The sequence below is a fragment of the Staphylococcus pragensis genome (assembly GCF_004785665.1).
Lineage (GTDB): Bacteria > Bacillota > Bacilli > Staphylococcales > Staphylococcaceae > Staphylococcus > Staphylococcus pragensis.
Genome location: NZ_SRPJ01000002.1, coordinates 111,910 through 131,898, shown reverse-complemented (window position 1 = coordinate 131,898; position 19,989 = coordinate 111,910). Strand labels below are relative to the sequence as shown.

General features: G+C 35.2%; 16 protein-coding genes. 8 read left to right on the top strand and 8 right to left on the bottom strand.

The window, feature by feature from the left end:
• The first annotated feature begins 16 nt into the window (after positions 1–16).
• On the top strand, positions 17–694 hold the full coding sequence (locus E2558_RS06380) for a response regulator transcription factor (RefSeq protein WP_126565556.1): 678 nt from the start codon (positions 17–19) through the stop codon (positions 692–694).
• Positions 687–2,171: a HAMP domain-containing sensor histidine kinase gene (locus tag E2558_RS06375; protein WP_126565555.1), complete on the top strand. Its 1,485-nt coding sequence runs from the start codon at positions 687–689 to the stop codon at positions 2,169–2,171. Before E2558_RS06380 ends, E2558_RS06375 begins: the two co-directional genes overlap by 8 nt.
• Positions 2,172–2,242: 71 nt before the next feature.
• Here the strand turns inward: E2558_RS06375 and E2558_RS06370 are convergent, their stop codons facing one another.
• The 4 genes from E2558_RS06370 to lnsB form a co-directional block, all read right to left on the bottom strand.
• Positions 2,243–3,031, bottom strand: a complete 789-nt coding sequence (locus E2558_RS06370; protein WP_126565554.1) for an ABC transporter permease — start codon at positions 3,029–3,031, stop codon at positions 2,243–2,245.
• The gene (locus E2558_RS06365; RefSeq protein ID WP_126565553.1) at positions 3,024–3,686 is read right to left on the bottom strand and encodes an ABC transporter ATP-binding protein; all 663 of its coding nucleotides are present in this window, start codon (positions 3,684–3,686) and stop codon (positions 3,024–3,026) included. Before E2558_RS06365 ends, E2558_RS06370 begins: the two co-directional genes overlap by 8 nt.
• A 174-nt stretch (positions 3,687–3,860) precedes the next feature.
• On the bottom strand, positions 3,861–4,667 hold the full coding sequence (locus E2558_RS06360; RefSeq protein ID WP_126565552.1) for a CPBP family intramembrane glutamic endopeptidase: 807 nt from the start codon (positions 4,665–4,667) through the stop codon (positions 3,861–3,863).
• Positions 4,668–4,723: 56 nt separating this feature from the next.
• The gene (gene lnsB / locus E2558_RS06355) at positions 4,724–5,503 is read right to left on the bottom strand and encodes a CPBP family lipoprotein N-acylation protein LnsB (RefSeq protein WP_126565551.1); all 780 of its coding nucleotides are present in this window, start codon (positions 5,501–5,503) and stop codon (positions 4,724–4,726) included.
• 182 nt (positions 5,504–5,685) lie between these two features.
• On the opposite strand from lnsB, the gene E2558_RS06350 reads away from it, so the two are divergent.
• Positions 5,686–7,266, top strand: a complete 1,581-nt coding sequence (locus tag E2558_RS06350) for an FMN-binding glutamate synthase family protein (protein WP_126565550.1) — start codon at positions 5,686–5,688, stop codon at positions 7,264–7,266.
• Between the two features lie 278 nt (positions 7,267–7,544).
• Positions 7,545–8,834 carry an O-acetylhomoserine aminocarboxypropyltransferase/cysteine synthase family protein gene (locus E2558_RS06345; protein WP_126565549.1) on the top strand — a complete coding sequence of 430 codons (1,290 nt, stop codon included), beginning with the start codon at positions 7,545–7,547 and terminating at the stop codon, positions 8,832–8,834.
• A gap of 39 nt (positions 8,835–8,873) precedes the next feature.
• Here the strand turns inward: E2558_RS06345 and E2558_RS06340 are convergent, their stop codons facing one another.
• Entirely contained in the window at positions 8,874–9,332 is a 459-nt protein-coding gene (locus E2558_RS06340) for a DUF1307 domain-containing protein (protein WP_229716391.1), read from the bottom strand.
• A gap of 172 nt (positions 9,333–9,504) precedes the next feature.
• Here E2558_RS06340 and E2558_RS06335 point away from each other — a divergent pair, with 172 nt between their 5' ends.
• On the top strand, positions 9,505–10,581 hold the full coding sequence (locus E2558_RS06335; protein ID WP_126565547.1) for a M42 family metallopeptidase: 1,077 nt from the start codon (positions 9,505–9,507) through the stop codon (positions 10,579–10,581).
• Between the two features lie 212 nt (positions 10,582–10,793).
• On the opposite strand, the gene E2558_RS06330 is transcribed toward E2558_RS06335, so the two are convergent.
• Positions 10,794–11,537: an SDR family oxidoreductase gene (locus E2558_RS06330; protein ID WP_126565546.1), complete on the bottom strand. Its 744-nt coding sequence runs from the start codon at positions 11,535–11,537 to the stop codon at positions 10,794–10,796.
• Between the two features lie 263 nt (positions 11,538–11,800).
• On the opposite strand from E2558_RS06330, the gene E2558_RS06325 reads away from it, so the two are divergent.
• The 3 genes from E2558_RS06325 (at position 11,801) to E2558_RS06315 (ending at position 17,441) form a co-directional block, all read left to right on the top strand.
• Positions 11,801–13,345 (top strand): AbgT family transporter, encoded by a 1,545-nt coding sequence (locus tag E2558_RS06325; RefSeq protein WP_126565545.1) that lies wholly within the window; start codon positions 11,801–11,803, stop codon positions 13,343–13,345.
• A gap of 290 nt (positions 13,346–13,635) precedes the next feature.
• A complete protein-coding gene (gene ppx / locus E2558_RS06320) occupies positions 13,636–15,177 on the top strand; it encodes an exopolyphosphatase (RefSeq protein ID WP_126565544.1) in 1,542 nt (513 codons plus the stop codon).
• Between the two features lie 98 nt (positions 15,178–15,275).
• Positions 15,276–17,441: an RNA degradosome polyphosphate kinase gene (locus tag E2558_RS06315; protein WP_126565543.1), complete on the top strand. Its 2,166-nt coding sequence runs from the start codon at positions 15,276–15,278 to the stop codon at positions 17,439–17,441.
• A 472-nt stretch (positions 17,442–17,913) separates the two neighbouring features.
• On the opposite strand, the gene E2558_RS06310 is transcribed toward E2558_RS06315, so the two are convergent.
• Complete coding sequence (locus tag E2558_RS06310) at positions 17,914–19,197, bottom strand: acetylornithine deacetylase (RefSeq protein ID WP_126565542.1); 1,284 nt, start codon at positions 19,195–19,197, stop codon at positions 17,914–17,916.
• Positions 19,198–19,287: 90 nt separating this feature from the next.
• Positions 19,288–19,983, bottom strand: a complete 696-nt coding sequence (locus E2558_RS06305) for an SDR family oxidoreductase (protein ID WP_126565541.1) — start codon at positions 19,981–19,983, stop codon at positions 19,288–19,290.
• Between the last annotated feature and the right edge of the window lie 6 nt (positions 19,984–19,989).

The window sequence follows — 19,989 nt, the reverse complement described above, 5'->3', positions numbered from 1 at the left end:
TAATGAGGTGTTCGCAATGAATGAGAATGTGCTTATTATTGAAGACGATAAAGATATTAATGAACTAATGAAATTGTCATTAACTACTAAAGGTATTGATACAGTGCAGTCTGTATTTAATATTGATGAAGCTAAAAATGAATTACTGAATAAGCATTATCATGTAATTCTTCTAGACTTAAATTTAAAATCAGAAGATGGATATCAGCTGTTAAAATATATAGATTTATCTAAAACTGCGGTAATCGTTGTTACAGCGAAAACGACTCATATCGATGTTTATAAAGGCTTTGAAAATGGTGCGGTGGATTATATTAAAAAGCCATTTGATCCAATGGAACTTTATTATAGAGTGGCTCTTCATTTAAATAAGAAGTCTAGTCCTATTTATACATATCAAAATTTAAAAATTAACTTCGATAGTATGGAAGTATATGTAAATAATGAAATAGTTAATTTAACTAATCGAGAGTACCAGTTATTAACGTATCTCATTAATAATAAAAACCAAGTGCTTACTAAAGATCAACTTTACACTAAAGTTTGGGGTTACGATACAGGCGTTGATGATAATACATTAATGGTTCACATACGTACATTACGCAAGAAAATTGAAGCTTGTCCTAATGAACCTAAAATGATTAAAACAGTACGTGGCAAAGGCTATATGTTTAAGGAAGATTATCATGAATAAACGTTTTACTTTAAAATTTTTAAAATATATTAGTATCTTTTTAATTATTAACTTTATTTTTTCAATGGTCTTTGTAACTTCATTATTTTTAAATATCGTATTTAATTTTAGCGGTAGCATGAATGAACTAGACACAGATTATTTAGATATGTTTGATATTACCAATCAACCAAATGAGAAAATAAAAAACTTAGCTAAACAAGATCACGCTGATTTATATTTCACAAATAAACAAGGTGAAATTACTTATCCTAAATCTCTTAAAGGGCATAGTATAAAGCCCTATATTCTTTCTGATATACGTACTGCAAATTCTATTAGAACTAGTAATGGTCAAAATTATCTAGTCTATATTTATAAACATCATGATAATAACGATAAAATAAAAAATTCAAATCACATTAGTACTCCTCAACTTTTAGAGAGCATTGCAACACAAGATTATAATAAATATGATTATAATATTTCAAATCACACCTTAACTTTCTCTAAAAATTTGAACTATAGGGAATATGACGCTTCAAAGGATTTAGGGACGCCTGGTCACGATATGAACAAAGCTTTTTTCAAGATTTTAATTACTTTCTTTGTTATTAATATTTTCTTTGTCTCTATTACAGCTTTCTTAATTTCGAAGCGTTTAACCAAACCTTTGGCTTATTACATTGATTGGATTGGTAATTTATCTGAAGGTAAATTATATCAACCTACATCTAAACGTAAACGAAAGCGTATGAGAAAAAAATCAAAACGTAAAACGTATCCGGAATTAGAGCACTCGTTAAGTCTATTAACTCAACAAATGTTATCAGATAAGTTTTATCATAATCAGATTAATTACTATAAAACGAAATGGATTAGCCAAATTTCTCATGATTTGAAATCGCCTCTCACAACGATTTATGGCTATTCGAAATTAATTCAAACTGATGAAGCATCACAGCCTTATGTTCAACTTATTTCTGAAAAAGCTAATTTCATGAGTGACTTAATCGATAGTTTGAATCAAACGTTTGATTTAGAAACGCAACAAATGAAACAAGATAAAGAGAACTTCCCTATAAAATCAACGGTGGAACGCATCGCCTCTATCATAGGGTATCAACAGCTAGCTTTATCATTTAATTTAGATAACGAGTCACAGTTTTACGGTAATAAATTATATTTTGAACGCTTACTCATTAATTTAATTAATAACAGTATTGAACATAATGATAAACACCCAAGTATAACAATCCGCTTTACTAGAGAAAGTAATATATTAAATATCGACTATATCGATGATGGACAAGGTTTGCCTCAAACAAATATAGATGATTTGATTAAGCAATCTTATACTTCTAAAAAAGATAGCGCTCATCATGGCATGGGATTGTCCATTATCCAAGATGCCATTTACTTTCATGATGGAAGTATTGAGGTGTTGCCGACTACTATTGGCGTACATTTCCACATCTCTCTTGTCGATAAATCTTAATCGTGTAAAAAACAAAAAGTCAGTTTCCGCTCAAATTATCAAACGGAAACTGACTTTTTATTTTCAAAAAATTATTTATCGTCTTCATCATCTTCTTGGATATCGTTATTACGTGCTATGAGTTGATGACGGGCATTGAAGAATTGATTATAGCTTAGATATGTTGCAATTAAGGCAGACATAATAGTTGCGGTAGTATGAATGAATACGACTAATAGTTGGAATTTAATCGCTTGTAAAGGCGGCACACCACCGATAATTAACCCAGTCATCATACCTGGAATAGAGACTAAACCGTATGTCTTCACTGAATCAATCGTTGGGACAATCGCCATACGGATACTTTCTCTAATCGCATCCTTAGAAGCTAACTTAGGTGAAGCGGCGAGTGTTAATTTCGATTCAATATCACCAATATCTTTGACAAAGGCGCGATCTAAATTCTGATATGCTAAGTTAATCGCAATTAAACCATTATTTGCTAACATACCACCAATTGGAATGACTTCATTTGCTTTGAAATCAATCGCTCCAGCTAAGACTGTGGCAGCTAAAGGTAACGCTGTCCCTATAAAAATTGCTACAAAGGAAATAATAAATACATGGTGCATTACTGGTGACGCACGGTTAATCGTATTCCAAGAGGCATTAATAATAATAATTAATACCGCTAATATTAATATCCATGCTTCATCAATTTTGAAGATATAATTAAGCACAAATCCTAAAATCAATAATTGGATAACTGCACGAAGAGAAGCAATTACCAAATCTTTAATAATATGTAAGCCTTCTTTGTAGGAAATAATAATTGGGATTAATAAAAGTAAGGCAGTTAAACAGAGGGCTGTATTACTCATTATGTTGTAAGTCCTCCTCTTTCGTTATTTCACCATCAGTAATGGTAATTCTTTTTTGAAAATGACGCATACTTTGATCATCACTATGTGTAATCCATAAAATAGCGACACCTTCATCTGCTAGTTGAAAAATCATTTTTTCAATTTTTTCTTTATTTTTTGTATCTAAGGCACTTGTAGATTCATCAAGTAACAATATTTCAGGTTTATACATCAATTGACGTGCAATTGTAATTCTTTGACGTTCCCCACCTGATAAGTGTTCAATTTTTGAATTTAAAGAATAGTCCCCTAAATTCACCATTTCTAATAATTTTTTAGCTTTTTCTTTATCAAATGTGTCGTTATGGGCCATTGCTGGAAATGCCATGTTGTCTTCAATGGTTTCTCCAAATAGCTCACTTTGTTGCATAAGGTAACTAATTTGAGAACGCAGTGTTTCTGGCTGATAATCGCTATACGGCTTTCCTTTAAAATAAAGTTCCCCTTTCGTAGGGCTAATTAAATTGTTGATTTGTTTTAAAAACGTACTTTTACCACTACCTGAAGGGCCTACTATAGCAATCGTTTCGCCTTTATCAACTTGGAAGTTAATATTATTTAAAATTGTACGGCGAGATGCTTTATAACTTAGATTTTTAATTTCTAATAACATCGAGTTCTAACCTCCTTATTCCTATCCTACTACTATTTATCAAGTATTTAAATTTAATTTTTTGCAAAAATTAATTTAATTATTTATTGAAAATCTTATTTATAAAACAAAAAAGTAAGACGTTCAATTTCAGTACACTAACGTCTGAATCACGTCTTACTTCTTTATACCCTATTATTTACCTGCAATAATAGGAACAATAATTGCTATAAAGGATACACAATTATTGATCATATGTAACGTTATAGTTGTCGCTAAATTTCGACCACTAAGATGATAAGCAACCACGAAGCCAGTAGCCATAATTAAATAGGGTCCTATTTCAAAGGGTGATGTCGCACCAAGTACGTGTAACCCAGCAAAAATTAAAATAGAAATAACATACATTGCGCCATACGTTAATTTCTTACCTAATTCATGAATGATAAGATGTCTAAATAATAGTTCTTCTACAATTGGCGTAATGATGACGATATCTAAAAATAGAATTGGCCATAACCACTTAACTGTAAATAATTGTTCAATGGCTTTATTGTTAGCTGTATCATCGAATTGATATTTCACAGGTAATAATTCTATAAAAAAGCCATAAACGCCTTGTAATAAATACATTGCTACTAATACGACAATAATTAGTACAATGTGTTTCTTTAAATCTTTAAAACGTTGAATAGCTAAGGGAATAAGCGTTTTATAATGCATTAAATAGAACAACAATAATATTAGGCATTGACCAATTAAAGTGAAAATTTGTCCCCAAGCCATAGAATTGCGTTCAAATTCATTTTCAGTCATATGTCCTGCCACTAGAGCCACGCCTATCATAGTAATCAATACTAATATAGTAGGAAACAGCATATTAAATCCTAAATAGGCAGGGATAAGCCAGAAATCTCTTTTCACTACACGTTTAGAAGCAAATTCATTCCTCAATGGTGGTCGTTCATTTGTTTGTTGCGAATCATTATATTTCGAAGTCATCTGTCTCTCCTTATCTTCTGATTCTTGGAAAAGTAAGCGATATTACTTTTCAAAAATTAAAAAAGCCTCTCAATCATTGTAATAATAAATATGACCAATTGTACAGAGCTATGATACAAGAAAGACGCTACTAAGTTCTTACCGCTTCTTAAATAAACAATGATAGCACCGAGTGAGAGTATCATATATGGTAAGATTTCTAGCCAAGATATTAAGTCGTACACATGTGAGCTAACTTCGACAACTAAACTAAATGCAACTACAAGACCTAAGCTTAAACGTTTACCTAATTCATGTATGATTAAATGTCTAAAGATGAGTTCTTCTATTAAAGGTCGGAAAATGACCATCGTGAAAAATGTAAAGAATATGCCACTAGGATGGGTAAATAATCCTTGCAAGCGAATTTGAGCTTGCGTCTTGTCATAACCTAAAGGTGATGAGAGCATCGATGCAATCATGTTAACGCCATAATAAGCGATTAAAGCAATGATGGCTGTGACCACAATCATACTTATATATTGTTTAGCATAATAGAATTGGCGACGTGCAACATCCGCAATATAAAATTTATGCAAGGCAAAAAACGCTACAATCACTATGAATTGCGCAACAACGAAACTAATACTCAATGTTAAGTTATAAAAATATAATGGCGGTGGATCTTGAGTAATCATCGCCGTTACCCCTAACACACCGAACACAATAATAATTGGCATCAATATTTGAAAAAATATAAAAATAGGAATAAGTAGGAAATCTTTTTTTACTATTTCATTACTTCCCCATCGATTTCTAGGTACTACATATTTAATAACTTCTTTCTCTTTCTCCATATGTCACCTCAAACTTACAACACTCATATTTTACTATTTTAAAATAACCTTATCATTAAGACCAATTGATTTTTATTAAATTTGTACTTTTACTAATTTATAAAAAATTTAAATGTTTAATTGTAAAAAATAATAAATACTATATTATTGAGATATAAAGGGGAAAAGGGGGAAAAATATAAATGAATGAATTACTTACTACCATGCAATTTATAGTTAATGTTATGATTTTCATCATCATTATTGGCTTACTAGTACTTGCATTCATTTTCTTATTGAAAGATCGTAAACAAACACAACATAGCGTATTACGTAACTATCCAGTATTAGGTCGAGTGCGTTATTTTGCTGAAAAAATCGGCCCAGAATTACGTCAGTATTTATTTGCGAACGATACAGAAGGAAAGCCATTTTCAAGACAAGAATATACAGACATCGTACTATCAGGGAAATATAATTCACGTATGGCAAGTTTCGGGACGTTAAGAGAATATAAAGAAGGATTCTACATACGCAATACAATGTTCCCATTACAAGCTACGGAGTTACAAGTAGATAATAGCCAAATGATTTCTACATTTCTGTATAAAGTAGATAATCAAAAATTATTTACACGTGATGAACATCGTGAGAAACAAGAAATTGATCCATTTTATTTATCTGATGAGAATGCAGTTGTCTTAGGGGAAGAGCTGGCGCATCCATTTAGAGTCAAACGTCTTGTAGGTCAATCGGCAATGAGTTATGGTGCATTGGGTTCTCATGCGATTACTGCTTTATCAAAAGGGTTAGCACGAGCAGGAACGTGGATGAATACAGGAGAAGGTGGTCTATCAGAGTTCCATCTTAAAGGTGGCGGCGACATCATCTTCCAAATTGGACCAGGATTATTCGGGGTACGTGATAAAGACGGTAACTTTAGCGAGGATTTATTCAAAGAGTTAAATCAACACAAAGAAATTAAAGCATATGAACTTAAACTTGCTCAAGGTGCTAAAACACGTGGCGGTCATATGGAAGGTAATAAAGTTACAGAAGAAATCGCTAAGATTCGAAATGTTGAACCTCATAAAACAATTAACTCACCTAACCGCTTCAATTTTATTAATTCACCCGAAGAGTTATTTAAATTTGTTGATAAAATTCGTGGGATTAGTCAAAAACCAGTCGGCTTTAAAATTGTAGTTAGCAAAGTAGATGAAATTGAAAAGTTAGTACAAACTATGGTGAAACTAGATATTTATCCGAGCTTTATCACTATCGATGGTGGCGAAGGTGGTACAGGGGCTACTTTCCAAGAACTTCAAGATGGCGTAGGTTTACCTTTGTTTACGGCTTTACCTATCGTTTCTGGAATGTTGGAACGCTATAACGTGCGTGATAAAACAAAAATTTTCGCATCAGGTAAATTAATTACGCCAGATAAAATTGCTATTGCTTTAGGCTTAGGTGCTGACTTAGTTAACGTCGCACGCGGTATGATGATAAGTGTTGGCTGTATTATGAGTCAACAATGTCATTTAAATACGTGTCCAGTTGGCGTGGCAACAACGGATCCTAAAAAAGAAAAAGCATTAATTATTGATGAAAAGCAATATCGCGTGACTAATTATGTAACAAGTTTACATGAAGGTTTATTCAATATCGCAGCTGCTGTTGGCGTTAAAAGTCCAAACGAAATTACAAAAGACCATATCGTCATTAAACGAGGCGATGGTACGCTTCAAGATATCGCAAATTATAAATTAAAATTAATCAGTTAAAGCACAGAGGTCTGGACAAAAGCGTTTAGGATTTGAGCAGAACCGAACGATGAGCAAAATTGTTTCTCAAATTTTTTCGAGTCGTGACGGTCTCTGCCGAAAATCCTGCTTTTGGGAAGCCGTTAATTAGTTTCCGAAAAGATTAGCTTTCTTGTCTAGCCTCTTAATTTATATTAATTTTTCAATCCCGAGTAAATCAGTTTGATTTATCCTCCAACTTCTGTATAATATATACAAATATAATTATCTGAAAATTCAATTTATTAGAGGTCCTCACCATGTCAGAACAACGCCCAAATTGGAAATTTGAAACTCAAACGATTCATGCAGGTCAAGTCATCGATGAATTCTCTAAATCACGTGCAGTACCGATTTATCAAACATCAAGTTATGTTTTTGATAATACTCAACATGCTCAAGATTTATTCTCCCTTGCCCAACCTGGAAATATCTATACACGAATTATGAACCCTACGCAAAATGTCTTCGAAGAACGCGTCACTCAATTAGAAGGTGGCGTAGGTGCGCTCGCTACATCTTCTGGTCAAGCAGCCATCACCCTCGCCTTACTCAACATTGTTGAAACTGGCTCAGAGATCGTTGCCTCTTCAAACCTTTATGGCGGTTCTTTCAACTTATTAAATATTACTTTTAGAAAATTAGGCATCAAAGTCCATTTCGTTGATCCAAGTCAGCCAGATAATTTTAAAAAAGCAATTAATGATAAAACACGTGCGATTTATGCAGAAACAATTGGTAACCCTGCCATTGATGTATTAGATATTGAAGCTGTCGCAAATATTGCTCATGACAACGGGGTTCCATTAATCATTGATAATACTTTTGCCTCTCCTTACTTATGTCGTCCATTCGAACATGGCGCAGACGTTGTCATTCACTCTGCCACTAAATTCATTGGCGGTCATGGTACTTCTATCGGTGGTATCATCGTCGATAGTGGTAAATTCAATTGGGACAACGTCAAATTCCCTGGTTTAGTTGAACCCGACCCTAGCTATCACGGTATTTCTTATACGAAAGATGTTGGCGAAGCTGCATACATTACGAAAGCGCGCGTTCAGTTATTACGTGATTTAGGTTCAGCCGTTTCTCCTTACAACGTTCATGAATTCCTAATCGGTCTTGAAACACTTCATTTACGTATGGAACGTCACTCTGAAAATGCCTTAAAAGTAGCACGCTTCCTTGATCAACACCCTAAAGTGACATGGGTTAATTATCCAGGACTTGAAAACAGTAAATATCATCAACTTGCAAATAAATATTTACCTAAAGGCCAAGGCGCTATCTTAACATTTGGTGTTGATGGTTCAATTGAAGACATCGCTCACTTCGTTGATGAATTACAACTATTCTCATTACTTGCAAACGTCGGTGATTCAAAATCATTAGTCATCCATCCAGCAAGTACGACACATCAACAATTAACTGAAGAAGAACAACGTCAATCCGGTGTACTTCCAGAAATGGTACGTTTATCAATCGGTACTGAAAACGCTGAAGATATTATTAATGATTTAGACGCTGCATTAAATAGTATTTCATAATTTAAAAAGGAGCAGGCGAAAATGCCTACTCCTTCTTTTTTAGTCATCTGTCATATTCGATTTTTGTTTAAATCCTAAATGTTTTAAATAACGTACTGACCCTTCCATATTCACTTTTTTACCATTCTTAGATAATGTAGCGTACGGAAGTTGTTTTCCAATTTCTTTAAGATTAGCTTTTTTGTAATCAATCTCAACATTTTCAACCCATTTTTCATGGTTATCTTCTAATTTATACGATACGCCTTTATAATCTTTCAGCGAACGATTATCATCAAATGCTTTTTTACCTTCTTCTTTCGACATACCTAAATCATTATATTTTAACGTACTAATTGTGTTTTGTTTTAATACTTTATTTTTCTTATAAGTCAAAGTCGTGATGACATGTTTACCATCAACATCACCTTCATATGTCTTGGAACGCTCTTTACTACAAGCACTTAACAAGCTTACACTTAATACAACAATGCCCACTAATATTAAGAATTTCTTCATGATATGCCTCTACTTCCCTTTTATTCATCTTTACAATAAATTATAGCACTTACTTATTGAGGATGTGAGATTTTTCAATTCTTTTTATATTTTAAACCGCTATTTTTTCAGAAAATTAAGTTTAATCATGCTACAATGATTGTAATTACATATATTAGGGGGGCACATACATATGAAAGAATCAATCGAATTACTCAAGTCATTGACTGACGTAAATGGTATTGCAGGTTATGAGCGCAAAGTTAAAGAAACAATGCGTCATTATCTAGAACCTGTGAGTGATGAAATTATCGAAGACGGTTTGGGTGGCATTTTCGGGAAAAAAGAAAGTAAAACAGGCACAAAATCATTAATGGTTTCAGGTCATTTAGATGAGATTGGCTTCATCGTGACAAGCATTGATAATAATGGTTTCATTAAGTTCCAACCGATTGGCGGCTGGTGGAATCAAGTGATGTTATCACAAAAAGTAACGATCACGACGGACGATGGCAAAGAGATTCGCGGTATCATTGGTTCTAAACCGCCTCACGTCCTTACACCAGAAGCACGTAAAAAGCCAATCGATATTAAAGATATGTTTATCGATATTGGCGTGCGCAGTAAAGAAGATGCAGAACAACATGGCGTAGAAATTGGTAATATGATTACGCCATATAGTGAGTTCGAACAACTTGCAAATGGCAAATATTTAACAGCTAAAGCCTTCGATAACCGTTATGGTTGCGCGCTTGCTATCGATGTTCTTAAAAATTTAAAAGATGAACAAATTGGCATCGATTTATATTCTGGCGCAACTGTGCAAGAGGAAGTCGGCTTACGTGGTGCTAAAGTGGCTGCCAATAAAATTAAACCTGATCTAGCCATCGCAGTAGATGTTGCTGTAGCATATGACACACCAGGAATGACAAATCAAGGCAGTGAGACAGCTATCGGTAATGGACCTGTAGTTATATTAATGGACGCTTCAAATGTCGCACATCAAGGGTTACGTCAACACATCAAGGAAGTGGCGAAGAAACATTATATTACTGTTCAATGGGATACAACGCCAGGCGGTGGTACAGACGCAGGTAGTATTCATGTCGCTAATGAAGGTATCCCTACGATTTCTATTGGTGTCGCATTACGTTATATGCACTCAAATGTGTCAGTGTTGCATACTGATGACTATGAAAATTCAGTACGACTTGTAACTGAAATCGTCCGCTCACTTAACGATGATGCTTATGACAAAATAAAATGGTAACTTACTAGTTAAAAATTGTATTTTTATATTCATTTATGGTATATTTATCTTAACGAACAGTATCGTCATATAATGACACCAACCCCCAGTCTATGGCAGTAGACTGGGGGTTTTAAATGGTGTATTGGTGTTAGTCGTCTTTTCGTTTTAAATAACGAATTAAAAAAGCCGTTCTAAATTAATAGAACGACTTTTTTTACCACATTTTATCTCTATTCTACTGTATTTTTCCAATTATCATCGCTTAACATTTCGCCAGGCCATGTGTATGCCATCACGCCGCCATCAATACGAACTGTTTCACCAGTAATAAATGAACTATCGTCTGACGCTAAGAAGGCTACTAGCTTGCCTACTTCTTCTGGTTTACCTAAGCGGCCCATAGGTGTTACCCATTTTTGATTTTCACGGAAAGTTTTACCCGCTTCATCTTCAGATGTACCTGCTAAGTTATCTACCAATGGTGTTTCAATTGTACCCGGTGCAATTGCGTTAGCACGGATATTCTCACGACCATATTCAATCGCAATAGATTTCGTAAAGTTAATAACTGCACCTTTCGCAGCGTTATATCCTGAACGGTATAGGTCAGCTGCTTGCCCTGAGAATGAAGCGGTATTGATGATAGAACCACCATTATCCATCATTAATGGAAGTAAGAATTTCGTTACTAGGAATGTCCCTCTCATATCTACGTTCATGATGTTATCAAACACTTCCACTGGATATTCATGAATACGACCTGCGCTGTGGTCCACACCTGCGTTATTAAAAATGACGTCAATACGTCCATATTCTTCTTTCGCTGTCTTCGCGAAATCTTGAACTTGTTGATCATCCGAAATATCTAATGCTAAGACATGCGCACCTTCTTCAGCTAATGCTTTCGCAGACGCTTGCCCAATACCAGTGCTCGCTCCAGTAATCACTGCAATTTTGTTTTCTAAACGTTTCATAACTGTTCACGCTCCCAAATTGATTTCTACTCAACTTTATTGTTGTATTCTTCGTTCTTTTTCCACAAAATGAAGCATCTCAAACGCGGGCAAACGAATGATAGCGCTTAACCCAAAAAATTTTAAACCTCAATTTAACAATTCATAAATTTAAATAACTTATTCAAGTAATAAATAATTCTTATATTTAAATTTCTGAATATTGCTATATTTTAAAAATTAGTTTGTTATACTTTACGTTATCTAATAAAGGGGGCCATTTCATGACCACAAATACAAAAGATAAACCATCTTTACTTACAAAGTTTTTAAATGGCGTTGAAAAAGTGGGTAATAAATTACCCGATCCAGCAGTACTCTTCTTTCTCATGTGTGTCGGTTTAGCTGTCATCACATGGATTGTTTCACTATTTAATATCTCAGTTAAACATCCCGGTACAGGGAAAATCATCCATGCTAAAAGTATTATTAGTACAGATGGCATTGCGATGATTATGAATGATGCAATTAAAAATTTCTCTGAATTTCCAGCGCTTGGCTTGGTGCTTGCAGTTATGATTGGTGTCGGTGCCGCTGAAAAAACTGGCTACTTTGACAAACTAATGATTTCTGTCGTAAACAAAGCCTCTAACAAACTGATTTTACCTACAATTATTTTAATTGGTATCTTAGGTAGTTTAGCGGGAGACGCAGCCACAGTGATTTTACCACCACTTGCTGCTATGCTTTTCATTAAGATTGGCTACCACCCTATCGCAGGTTTAACAATGGCTTACGCTGCAGCAGTTGGTGGCTTCGGTGCCAATCTATTAATCGGTATGCAAGATGCACTCGTGTATGCCTTTACTGAACCAGCTACAAAAATAGTTTCAGATAACGTTAAAATCAATGTCGCAATGAACTGGTACTTTATCGCTGCCAGTGTATTCTTAATACTACCCGTGATTTATTTCGTGACAATTAAGATTGTGCTGCCTCATTTAGGAAAATATGATGAAAGTCAATCAGATTTAGATGAGGAGGATGAAACATCTTCTAAAGTAACACCTACTGAGAAGAAAGCACTTTTATGGGCAAACATATCATTTCTTATCTTAGTGATTGCGCTCATTATTTGTTGTATTCCTGAATCAAGTTGGCTGCGTAATCCGAAGACAGGTAGTTTAATAGATGATTCACCATTAATTAACGGTGTCGGATTAGTTATCCTAGTCCTATTCTTAATTCTTGGCGTCATTTATGGCGTTATGAGTAAACAAATTAAAAGCACAAAAGATTTAGGTACTATGGTTGCAGATTCATTAGGTTCAATGGGTTCATTCATCTTAATTGTATTCTTCGCAGCTCAATTACTTGCCTTTTTACAATGGAGTAACTTAGGCATTATCGTCGCAGTGTATGGTGCTAAATTATTACAACATCAGAATGGTATCGTGCTTATTATCGGTATCATCTTATTAAGTAGTATAGTCAATATGTTAATTGGTAGTGCATCAGCTAAATGGGGTATTCTCGCTCCAATATTTGTACCAATGATGATTTTAGTTGGCTTCCACCCTGCTTTCACGCAAATGATTTATCGTGTGGGTGACTCAGTTACCAATCCTATTACACCAATGATGCCTTATATGCCATTACTGCTTTCTTATGCGCAAAAGTATGATAAAAATATGAAACTGGGTTCATTACTTTCAAGTCTCATGCCATACACCATTGCTTTAGGTATCGCCTGGACCATATTCGTGATTGTCTGGTACTTACTTGGCATACCACTAGGACCAGGTGGCCCTGTTAAAATACCTAAATAAATGGATACAAGAGTTTGAAAATGATTAAATACCACAGTCTAATTTTATAAAGTGATAGCAGCTAACTGAATTGAAAGTGTGCTTATATTAAGCATTTTCAATCCCAGTCATCCTTACAGGGAGTGAGACTACGAAACTTTTTCATCAAAGATTTCTGTTTCACTCCTTTTTCATATTATTAAACTAAGATTTCCTTTTGCTCCCTTTTTCAATCCCCAATATTACGGTAAAATAAAAGTATAAATAAGTAATAAAATTCAACACATATTCTAGTCATTGAGGAGGACATGATGGAAGAACGTATAGGTTTAATCGATATTGGATCAAATACCATCCGATTAGTAATATTTAAATTCGATAAAAATACAGGTCTTAGTGAATTGCTTAATATTAAAACCCCTGCTCGTTTGAGTCAATATCTCACTAAAGATAATAAAATGAGTAAAGAAGGCATACATGTCTTAATCGATGCATTACACAGTTTCAAATCTGTTTCAGATAAATTTAATGTTACAGAGTTGCATCCGATTGCGACGGCTGCAATCCGTCAATCAAAGAACAACGATGAAATTGTGAAAGAAGTGAAGAAAGAAGTCGGTCTTGATATTAAAATCGTACCTGAAAAAGATGAAGCATATTACGGTTACTATGCGATTACACATACGACTGAAATTGAAAATGGTGTCTCAGTAGATATCGGCGGTGGTTCTACAGAAGTCACTCTATTTAAAGACAAAGAACTATTTGAATCACATAGTTTCCCATTTGGTGTTGTCACTTTAAAACGCAAATTCTTTGAAGGCAAAGATCACAATGATAAAAGTGCCATTAAAGATATGGAGAAGTTCTTATCTCAACAGTTTGATACATTAGATTGGTTAAAAGATCAAGAAGTGGCATTAGTTGGTGTAGGTGGTTCTGCGCGAAACGTAGCGCGTATCCATCAATCAGAACATTCTTATCCTATCGGCGGTGTACATAACTATACAATGTCTAATAAAGATATTGATGAAGTGTATGACATTATCCGTAAAAGTTCACGTGATGATTTAACTAACCTAGATGGGTTAAGTCGTGACCGTGTAGACATTATTCTACCAGCTGTATCCGTCTTTAAAACACTTTATAAAAAAGTAGATGCAACACAGTTTACATTTTCAAGAAACGGATTACGCGAAGGCTATGTCATTAAACAAATTCGTGAAAGCTATCCAGATGTGTTTAATAAAAATAATGTGCGCAAAGAGTCAATCCATTTTTTAGCACGTGAATATCATATCGAGGATGTGAGTTCACAAGCGCGTTTAAAATTAGCTAAATCTTTACTAGCACAACTTATTGAGATGCGTGATTTAGATATTAGCGATAACGACCAACGTCTATTTGAAGAAGGCGCTTATATTTATTATCTAGGTAGCTTTATCGATTCAGATTCAAGTTCACCACATACTTACTATATTATCGCGAACTCAATGATTAATGGTTACACACATAAAGACCGTGTGAAACTTGCATTACTCGCTAGCTTTAAAAATAAATCGCTACTTAAATTTTATTGCAAAGAAACAGAATGGTTTAGTAGTAAAGAAATCGACACGATTCAAACATTAGGTGGCATCATTAAATTCATCAACGCGCTAAATATTTCACACACAAGTTTTGTTGACGATGTGGAATTGAAGAAAAAGAAAAAAGGTGAAGATGACTACGAACTAACTGTTTATTACACAGACGGTGAACCTATTGCTGAAGAATATCAAGCAAATAGACAGAAAAAACATATCGAAAAGATACTTAAAGGGAAAGTTTCCATCATCTTTACAAAATCTTAAAATTAATATGCTATCTTAGAATTAGGTCATTCTGCCATTGACTATTAAATCACTATAAATAAAGTATATTTGAGGAAATGACGAGGTGTATTTGGAATATGCAAACTCAATTGGGAGAAAATGATATCAGTTTACCACAATACTACAATAACCGCGAATTAAGTTGGTTGGATTTCAACTATCGCGTACTTCAAGAATCATACGATAATAACAATCCACTACTCGAAAAATTAAATTTCGTGTCAATTTTTAGTTCGAACTTAGATGAATTCTTTATGGTTCGTGTCGCTGGTTTGAAAGACCAAGTAAAAATGGGCTATGACAAACCAGAAAACAAAGCGCAAATGACACCACAAGAACAAGTTGATGCTATCCAAGAAAAAGCAAAAAGATACGTTGATAAACAATACGAACGCTACAATGAATTAATTGAGGAATTAAAAGATTACGACATCGTGATGTGCAAACCGGATGAACTATCTGACACATTATTAACTAAGTTAGAAAGAGATTTCAAATTAACAATCTTACCAACTTTAACACCACTTGGCATTGATGCGTACCATCCTTTCCCAAAACTTAATAATAAAAGCTTAAATATCTTCGTTGATATTGATACTGAGGATGCAATTAATTCAGCTATTGTCCAAATTCCTTCACTCATTCCAAGATTCTTAACTTACAATGAAGGAGCTAAACAATATGTAGTTATGGTCGAAGACGTAATTACGTATTTCATTAATTATTTATTTACTGGATATGAGGTTCTAAATACCTTTACTTTCAGAATTACAAGAAATGCCGATTTAACTATCCATGAAGATGGTGCTGAAGATTTATTAATCGAAATCGAACGTTTCTTAAAAGAACGTAAAAGTGGTTCAGCCGTACGTTTAGAAGTAGATGGACGTACAGCTAATCCAGATGATTTAGACTGGTTAATTGAAACACTTGAAGTTGATAAACAAGATGTGTATTTCTTAAACGGTCCATTAGATTTAACATTTATCTTTGGTCTAGTTGGTCATTTATCACATAAATTAAATTATTTAACGTATGAGAAATATACACCACAAATTCCACGTTCTTTAGGCAATAACAATGTGTATGACCTTGCACTAAAACGTGACATCTTCTTCCACCATCCATACGAATCATTCGAACCTATCGTTGATTTCATTCGTGAAGCGGCTGATGATCCGAACACAGTAGCGATTAAACAAACGTTATACCGTGTAAGTAAAGATTCACCTATCATTAACAGCTTGAAAGAAGCTGCTGAAAAAGGTAAACAAGTAACTGTGCTTGTAGAATTAAAAGCACGTTTCGACGAAGAAAACAACGTTCATTGGGCACGTATGTTAGAAGATGCTGGCTGTCACGTAATTTACGGTATGACACACTTAAAAACACACAGTAAAATCGCTTTAGTTGTTAAACGTATCGGAAACGAATTAACATCATTCGTTCATTTAGGTACAGGTAACTATAACGATAAAACGGCTAAACTTTATACTGACATGGGTATCATCACAACAAATAAAGAAATTGCAGAAGATGCGATTAACTTCTTCAACTATTTAAGTGGTTACTCTGTTAAACCAGAATACAATAAATTAATCGTAGCACCATTCGATATCCGTGATGTCTTTATTGATCGTATCGATAAAGAAATTAACAGTCACCTTCAACATGGTAACGGGAAAATCATGATGAAGATGAACTCATTAACGGATAAAGCGATTATTGAAAAGTTATTCGAAGCATCACAAGCTGGTGTGAAAATTCAATTAATCATTCGTGGTATTTGTTGCTTAAAACCAGGTATCCCTGGCATTAGTGAAAATATCGAAGTGGTAAGTATCGTAGGACGTTTATTAGAACACTCACGTATTTATTACTTCCACAATAATGGTGACGAACGCATTTACTTATCATCTGCAGACGTAATGACACGTAATATGATTAAACGTGTGGAAATTCTATTCCCTGTGGAAGATAAAGAAATTGGTAAACGTTTAGTTGAATTTATGGATTTACAATTATCTGATAACCAAAAAGGTCGTTATCAAGATCAAAATGGTGAGTATCACTATGTTGAAAATAATTTATCTCCATTAAACTCTCAAGTTTACTTAATGCAAGAAGCGATGAAGTACGGTCAAGAGTTAAAGAAGCGAGCTGCGCAACCTTCAGGCATGCCCGTCGTTTCTAAACGTCGTGCTGGCTGGATGAACCGTATTCGTCACTCATTTAAGAAATAGTCTTCATACTATTAAAGGCAATGGTCCTTAACCGGGCCATTGCCTTTTTCATTTGTCTTTATAGTCGTCTAAGATAGATACTCACTCGTTTAAGTTGTGCCGCGTTCCAGGGGTACTGTCTCAGCCAGAAATTCCTCACAGATAAATCTGTGGGGATTTCTAAGATCTTCTAAAGCAGTTCTTAAATGAATCACCATTTCACTTAAGTTGAGACGCTTGCCTAGGGGGCTGGGTCGAGCCACTGTCTTGTAAAGTAGTTCTTAGATATATATTCACTCGTTTAAGTTGTTCCGCTTTCCAGGGGTGCTGTCTCAGCCTGTAGTCTTCGACTAGCACTGCTCCCCTAGGAGTCTGCACAACTACACTTCGTAATCTATCTTAGAACTACTTACGTAAGTGTGTGAGCACTTACGTTCATCTATAATCTAAATCCTTCGAGCGTCACACAACTTCAAACGATAATTCTTCAAATCTATTTCTCTGGATGTTCGTACCAATGTTTTAAGAATGTGTAGAGTACATCGCTATAGGTGTTTAGCTCTTCTGCTTCTATCTTCTCATCTACACTATGAGCTTCTTCTAAGCTACCTGGACCATACAGTATCGTTGGTATACCGAAATGGGCTGTCCAACCGCCATCTGTAACTGTCGTGCTCATACCATGTTGCATGTCACTGCCATGAACGTCACGATGCGCCTTTTGTAATTGTTTGAATCCAGGGTGATCTAAAGGAATCGTAAAGCTTGGGAAGATTTCACCTTTGTCTTCTATCATAGATTCCCCGCCCCATTCAAATTGTAATGGGTTCTCACGAAGCCAAATATCCGCTTCTGCTACACGATTCAAGTAGTCTTCAATTTCAGCGACAACCTCTTCATAGCTTTCATTAGGTAAATAATGCACCGTTATCCATAAACGACATTCGTCTGCGATAAACGCTGGATGACGTCCACCTTCAATGACGGCAGGGTTAATCGTATTCGCACCCGGTGGCATTCCAGGACTATGTTTCATCACTGCCCAATGCTGTTCTAGTTCATTTAACGCTTGAATCACTTTCGTCATTTTTTCAATCGCACTCGCACCAAATAATCCACCACCTGCATGAATCGTTTGACTACGCGCACCATCGTGAATAGTATTCTTACTTTTCACCGTTATCCAACCAGTAATAACGCCACCTTGCCCTAATGCCATATTCTCACTCGTATCTAACACTAACGCTAAATCTGCTTTAGGCCCTATTTCACATGCCAATTTCGTACCAGCTTCCCCAACCTCTTCACCTACAACAGATTGCACAATAATATCACCTTTCGGCTGACGACCTTCTTGATGTAACTTTTCAAGAACATAGAATAACGATGCCATACCGCCCTTCATATCACTCACACCGCGACCATACAACCAGCCCTCATGCTCAGTAAGTTGAAACGGCGGAAAGTCCCAATTCGAGTCGTCCTCCACAGACGCCACATCCACATGACCATTCAAGATCAATTTCGGCGCCTCAGGATCCTCACCCTTCAACGTCGCCACAATCACACTATCATTGTCATACAGACGCTCACGCTGAATCTCGAAACCTAAATCACGCAACAACTGCTCAATCTCATCTTGCAACGGATCCGTATTACGCCCCGGCGGACTCTCCGTATTAAATCGCACCAATAAATCCAATAACTCATAAAAACGTTGTTCCATCCCAGTCACTCCTTCTTTGAAAATGAATACCCTATTACTGCCCTTCACCATAAGTGTATCATTTCAACACATCACATTCCGTACATAAACAAAAAAGATGCCTCTTGTTCTCCAACAAGAAACATCTTCATTAGTTCTATATTAAACAGGTCGTACTGTAATTTCGTTCACATTCACATGATCCGGTTGCGTTAACGCATAAATCACAGCGTCTGCAATATCGTCAGTATCAAGTTTCTTACGTCCACCAAAGTCTGTATTCTCTGTCATTGGTGTTGCCACCATGCCAGGATGGATACTTGTCGTTTTGATACCTGTGCGAGCAAGTTCTTTCTCTAAACCGTTGAATATCATTAATGTAGCTGATTTAGTTGCACTATATAATGTGCTCTCTTTAGACACTTCAGTCGCTGAAACAGAAGCTAAGTTAACTAAATGGCCTGAACCTTGTTCTTCAAATTTAGGTAATACGGCATGGACGCCATATAATAAACCTTTAATATTTGTATCAATCATCGCTTCCCATTCATCTATATCATATTTCTTAATACGTGCTGAAGTATTGATGCCGGCACAGTTTACATAGAAATCGACTTTGCCGAATTTTGCGATCGCATTTTCCACTAAAGCGTCTACGTCATCTTTAAATTTCACATTCGTTGGTGTGATTAGGAAGTTGCCCTCTTGCATGTCTTTAGCTACGTCTTGTAGTTTCTCATCGCTACGTCCAGCGAGTACAACTTTAACGCCTTCTTTCGCAAGTGTTTTAGCGATAGTTGCACCAATACCACTGCTTGCGCCAGTCACAATTGCGACACGGTCTTTTAATTCTGTCATGTTTAC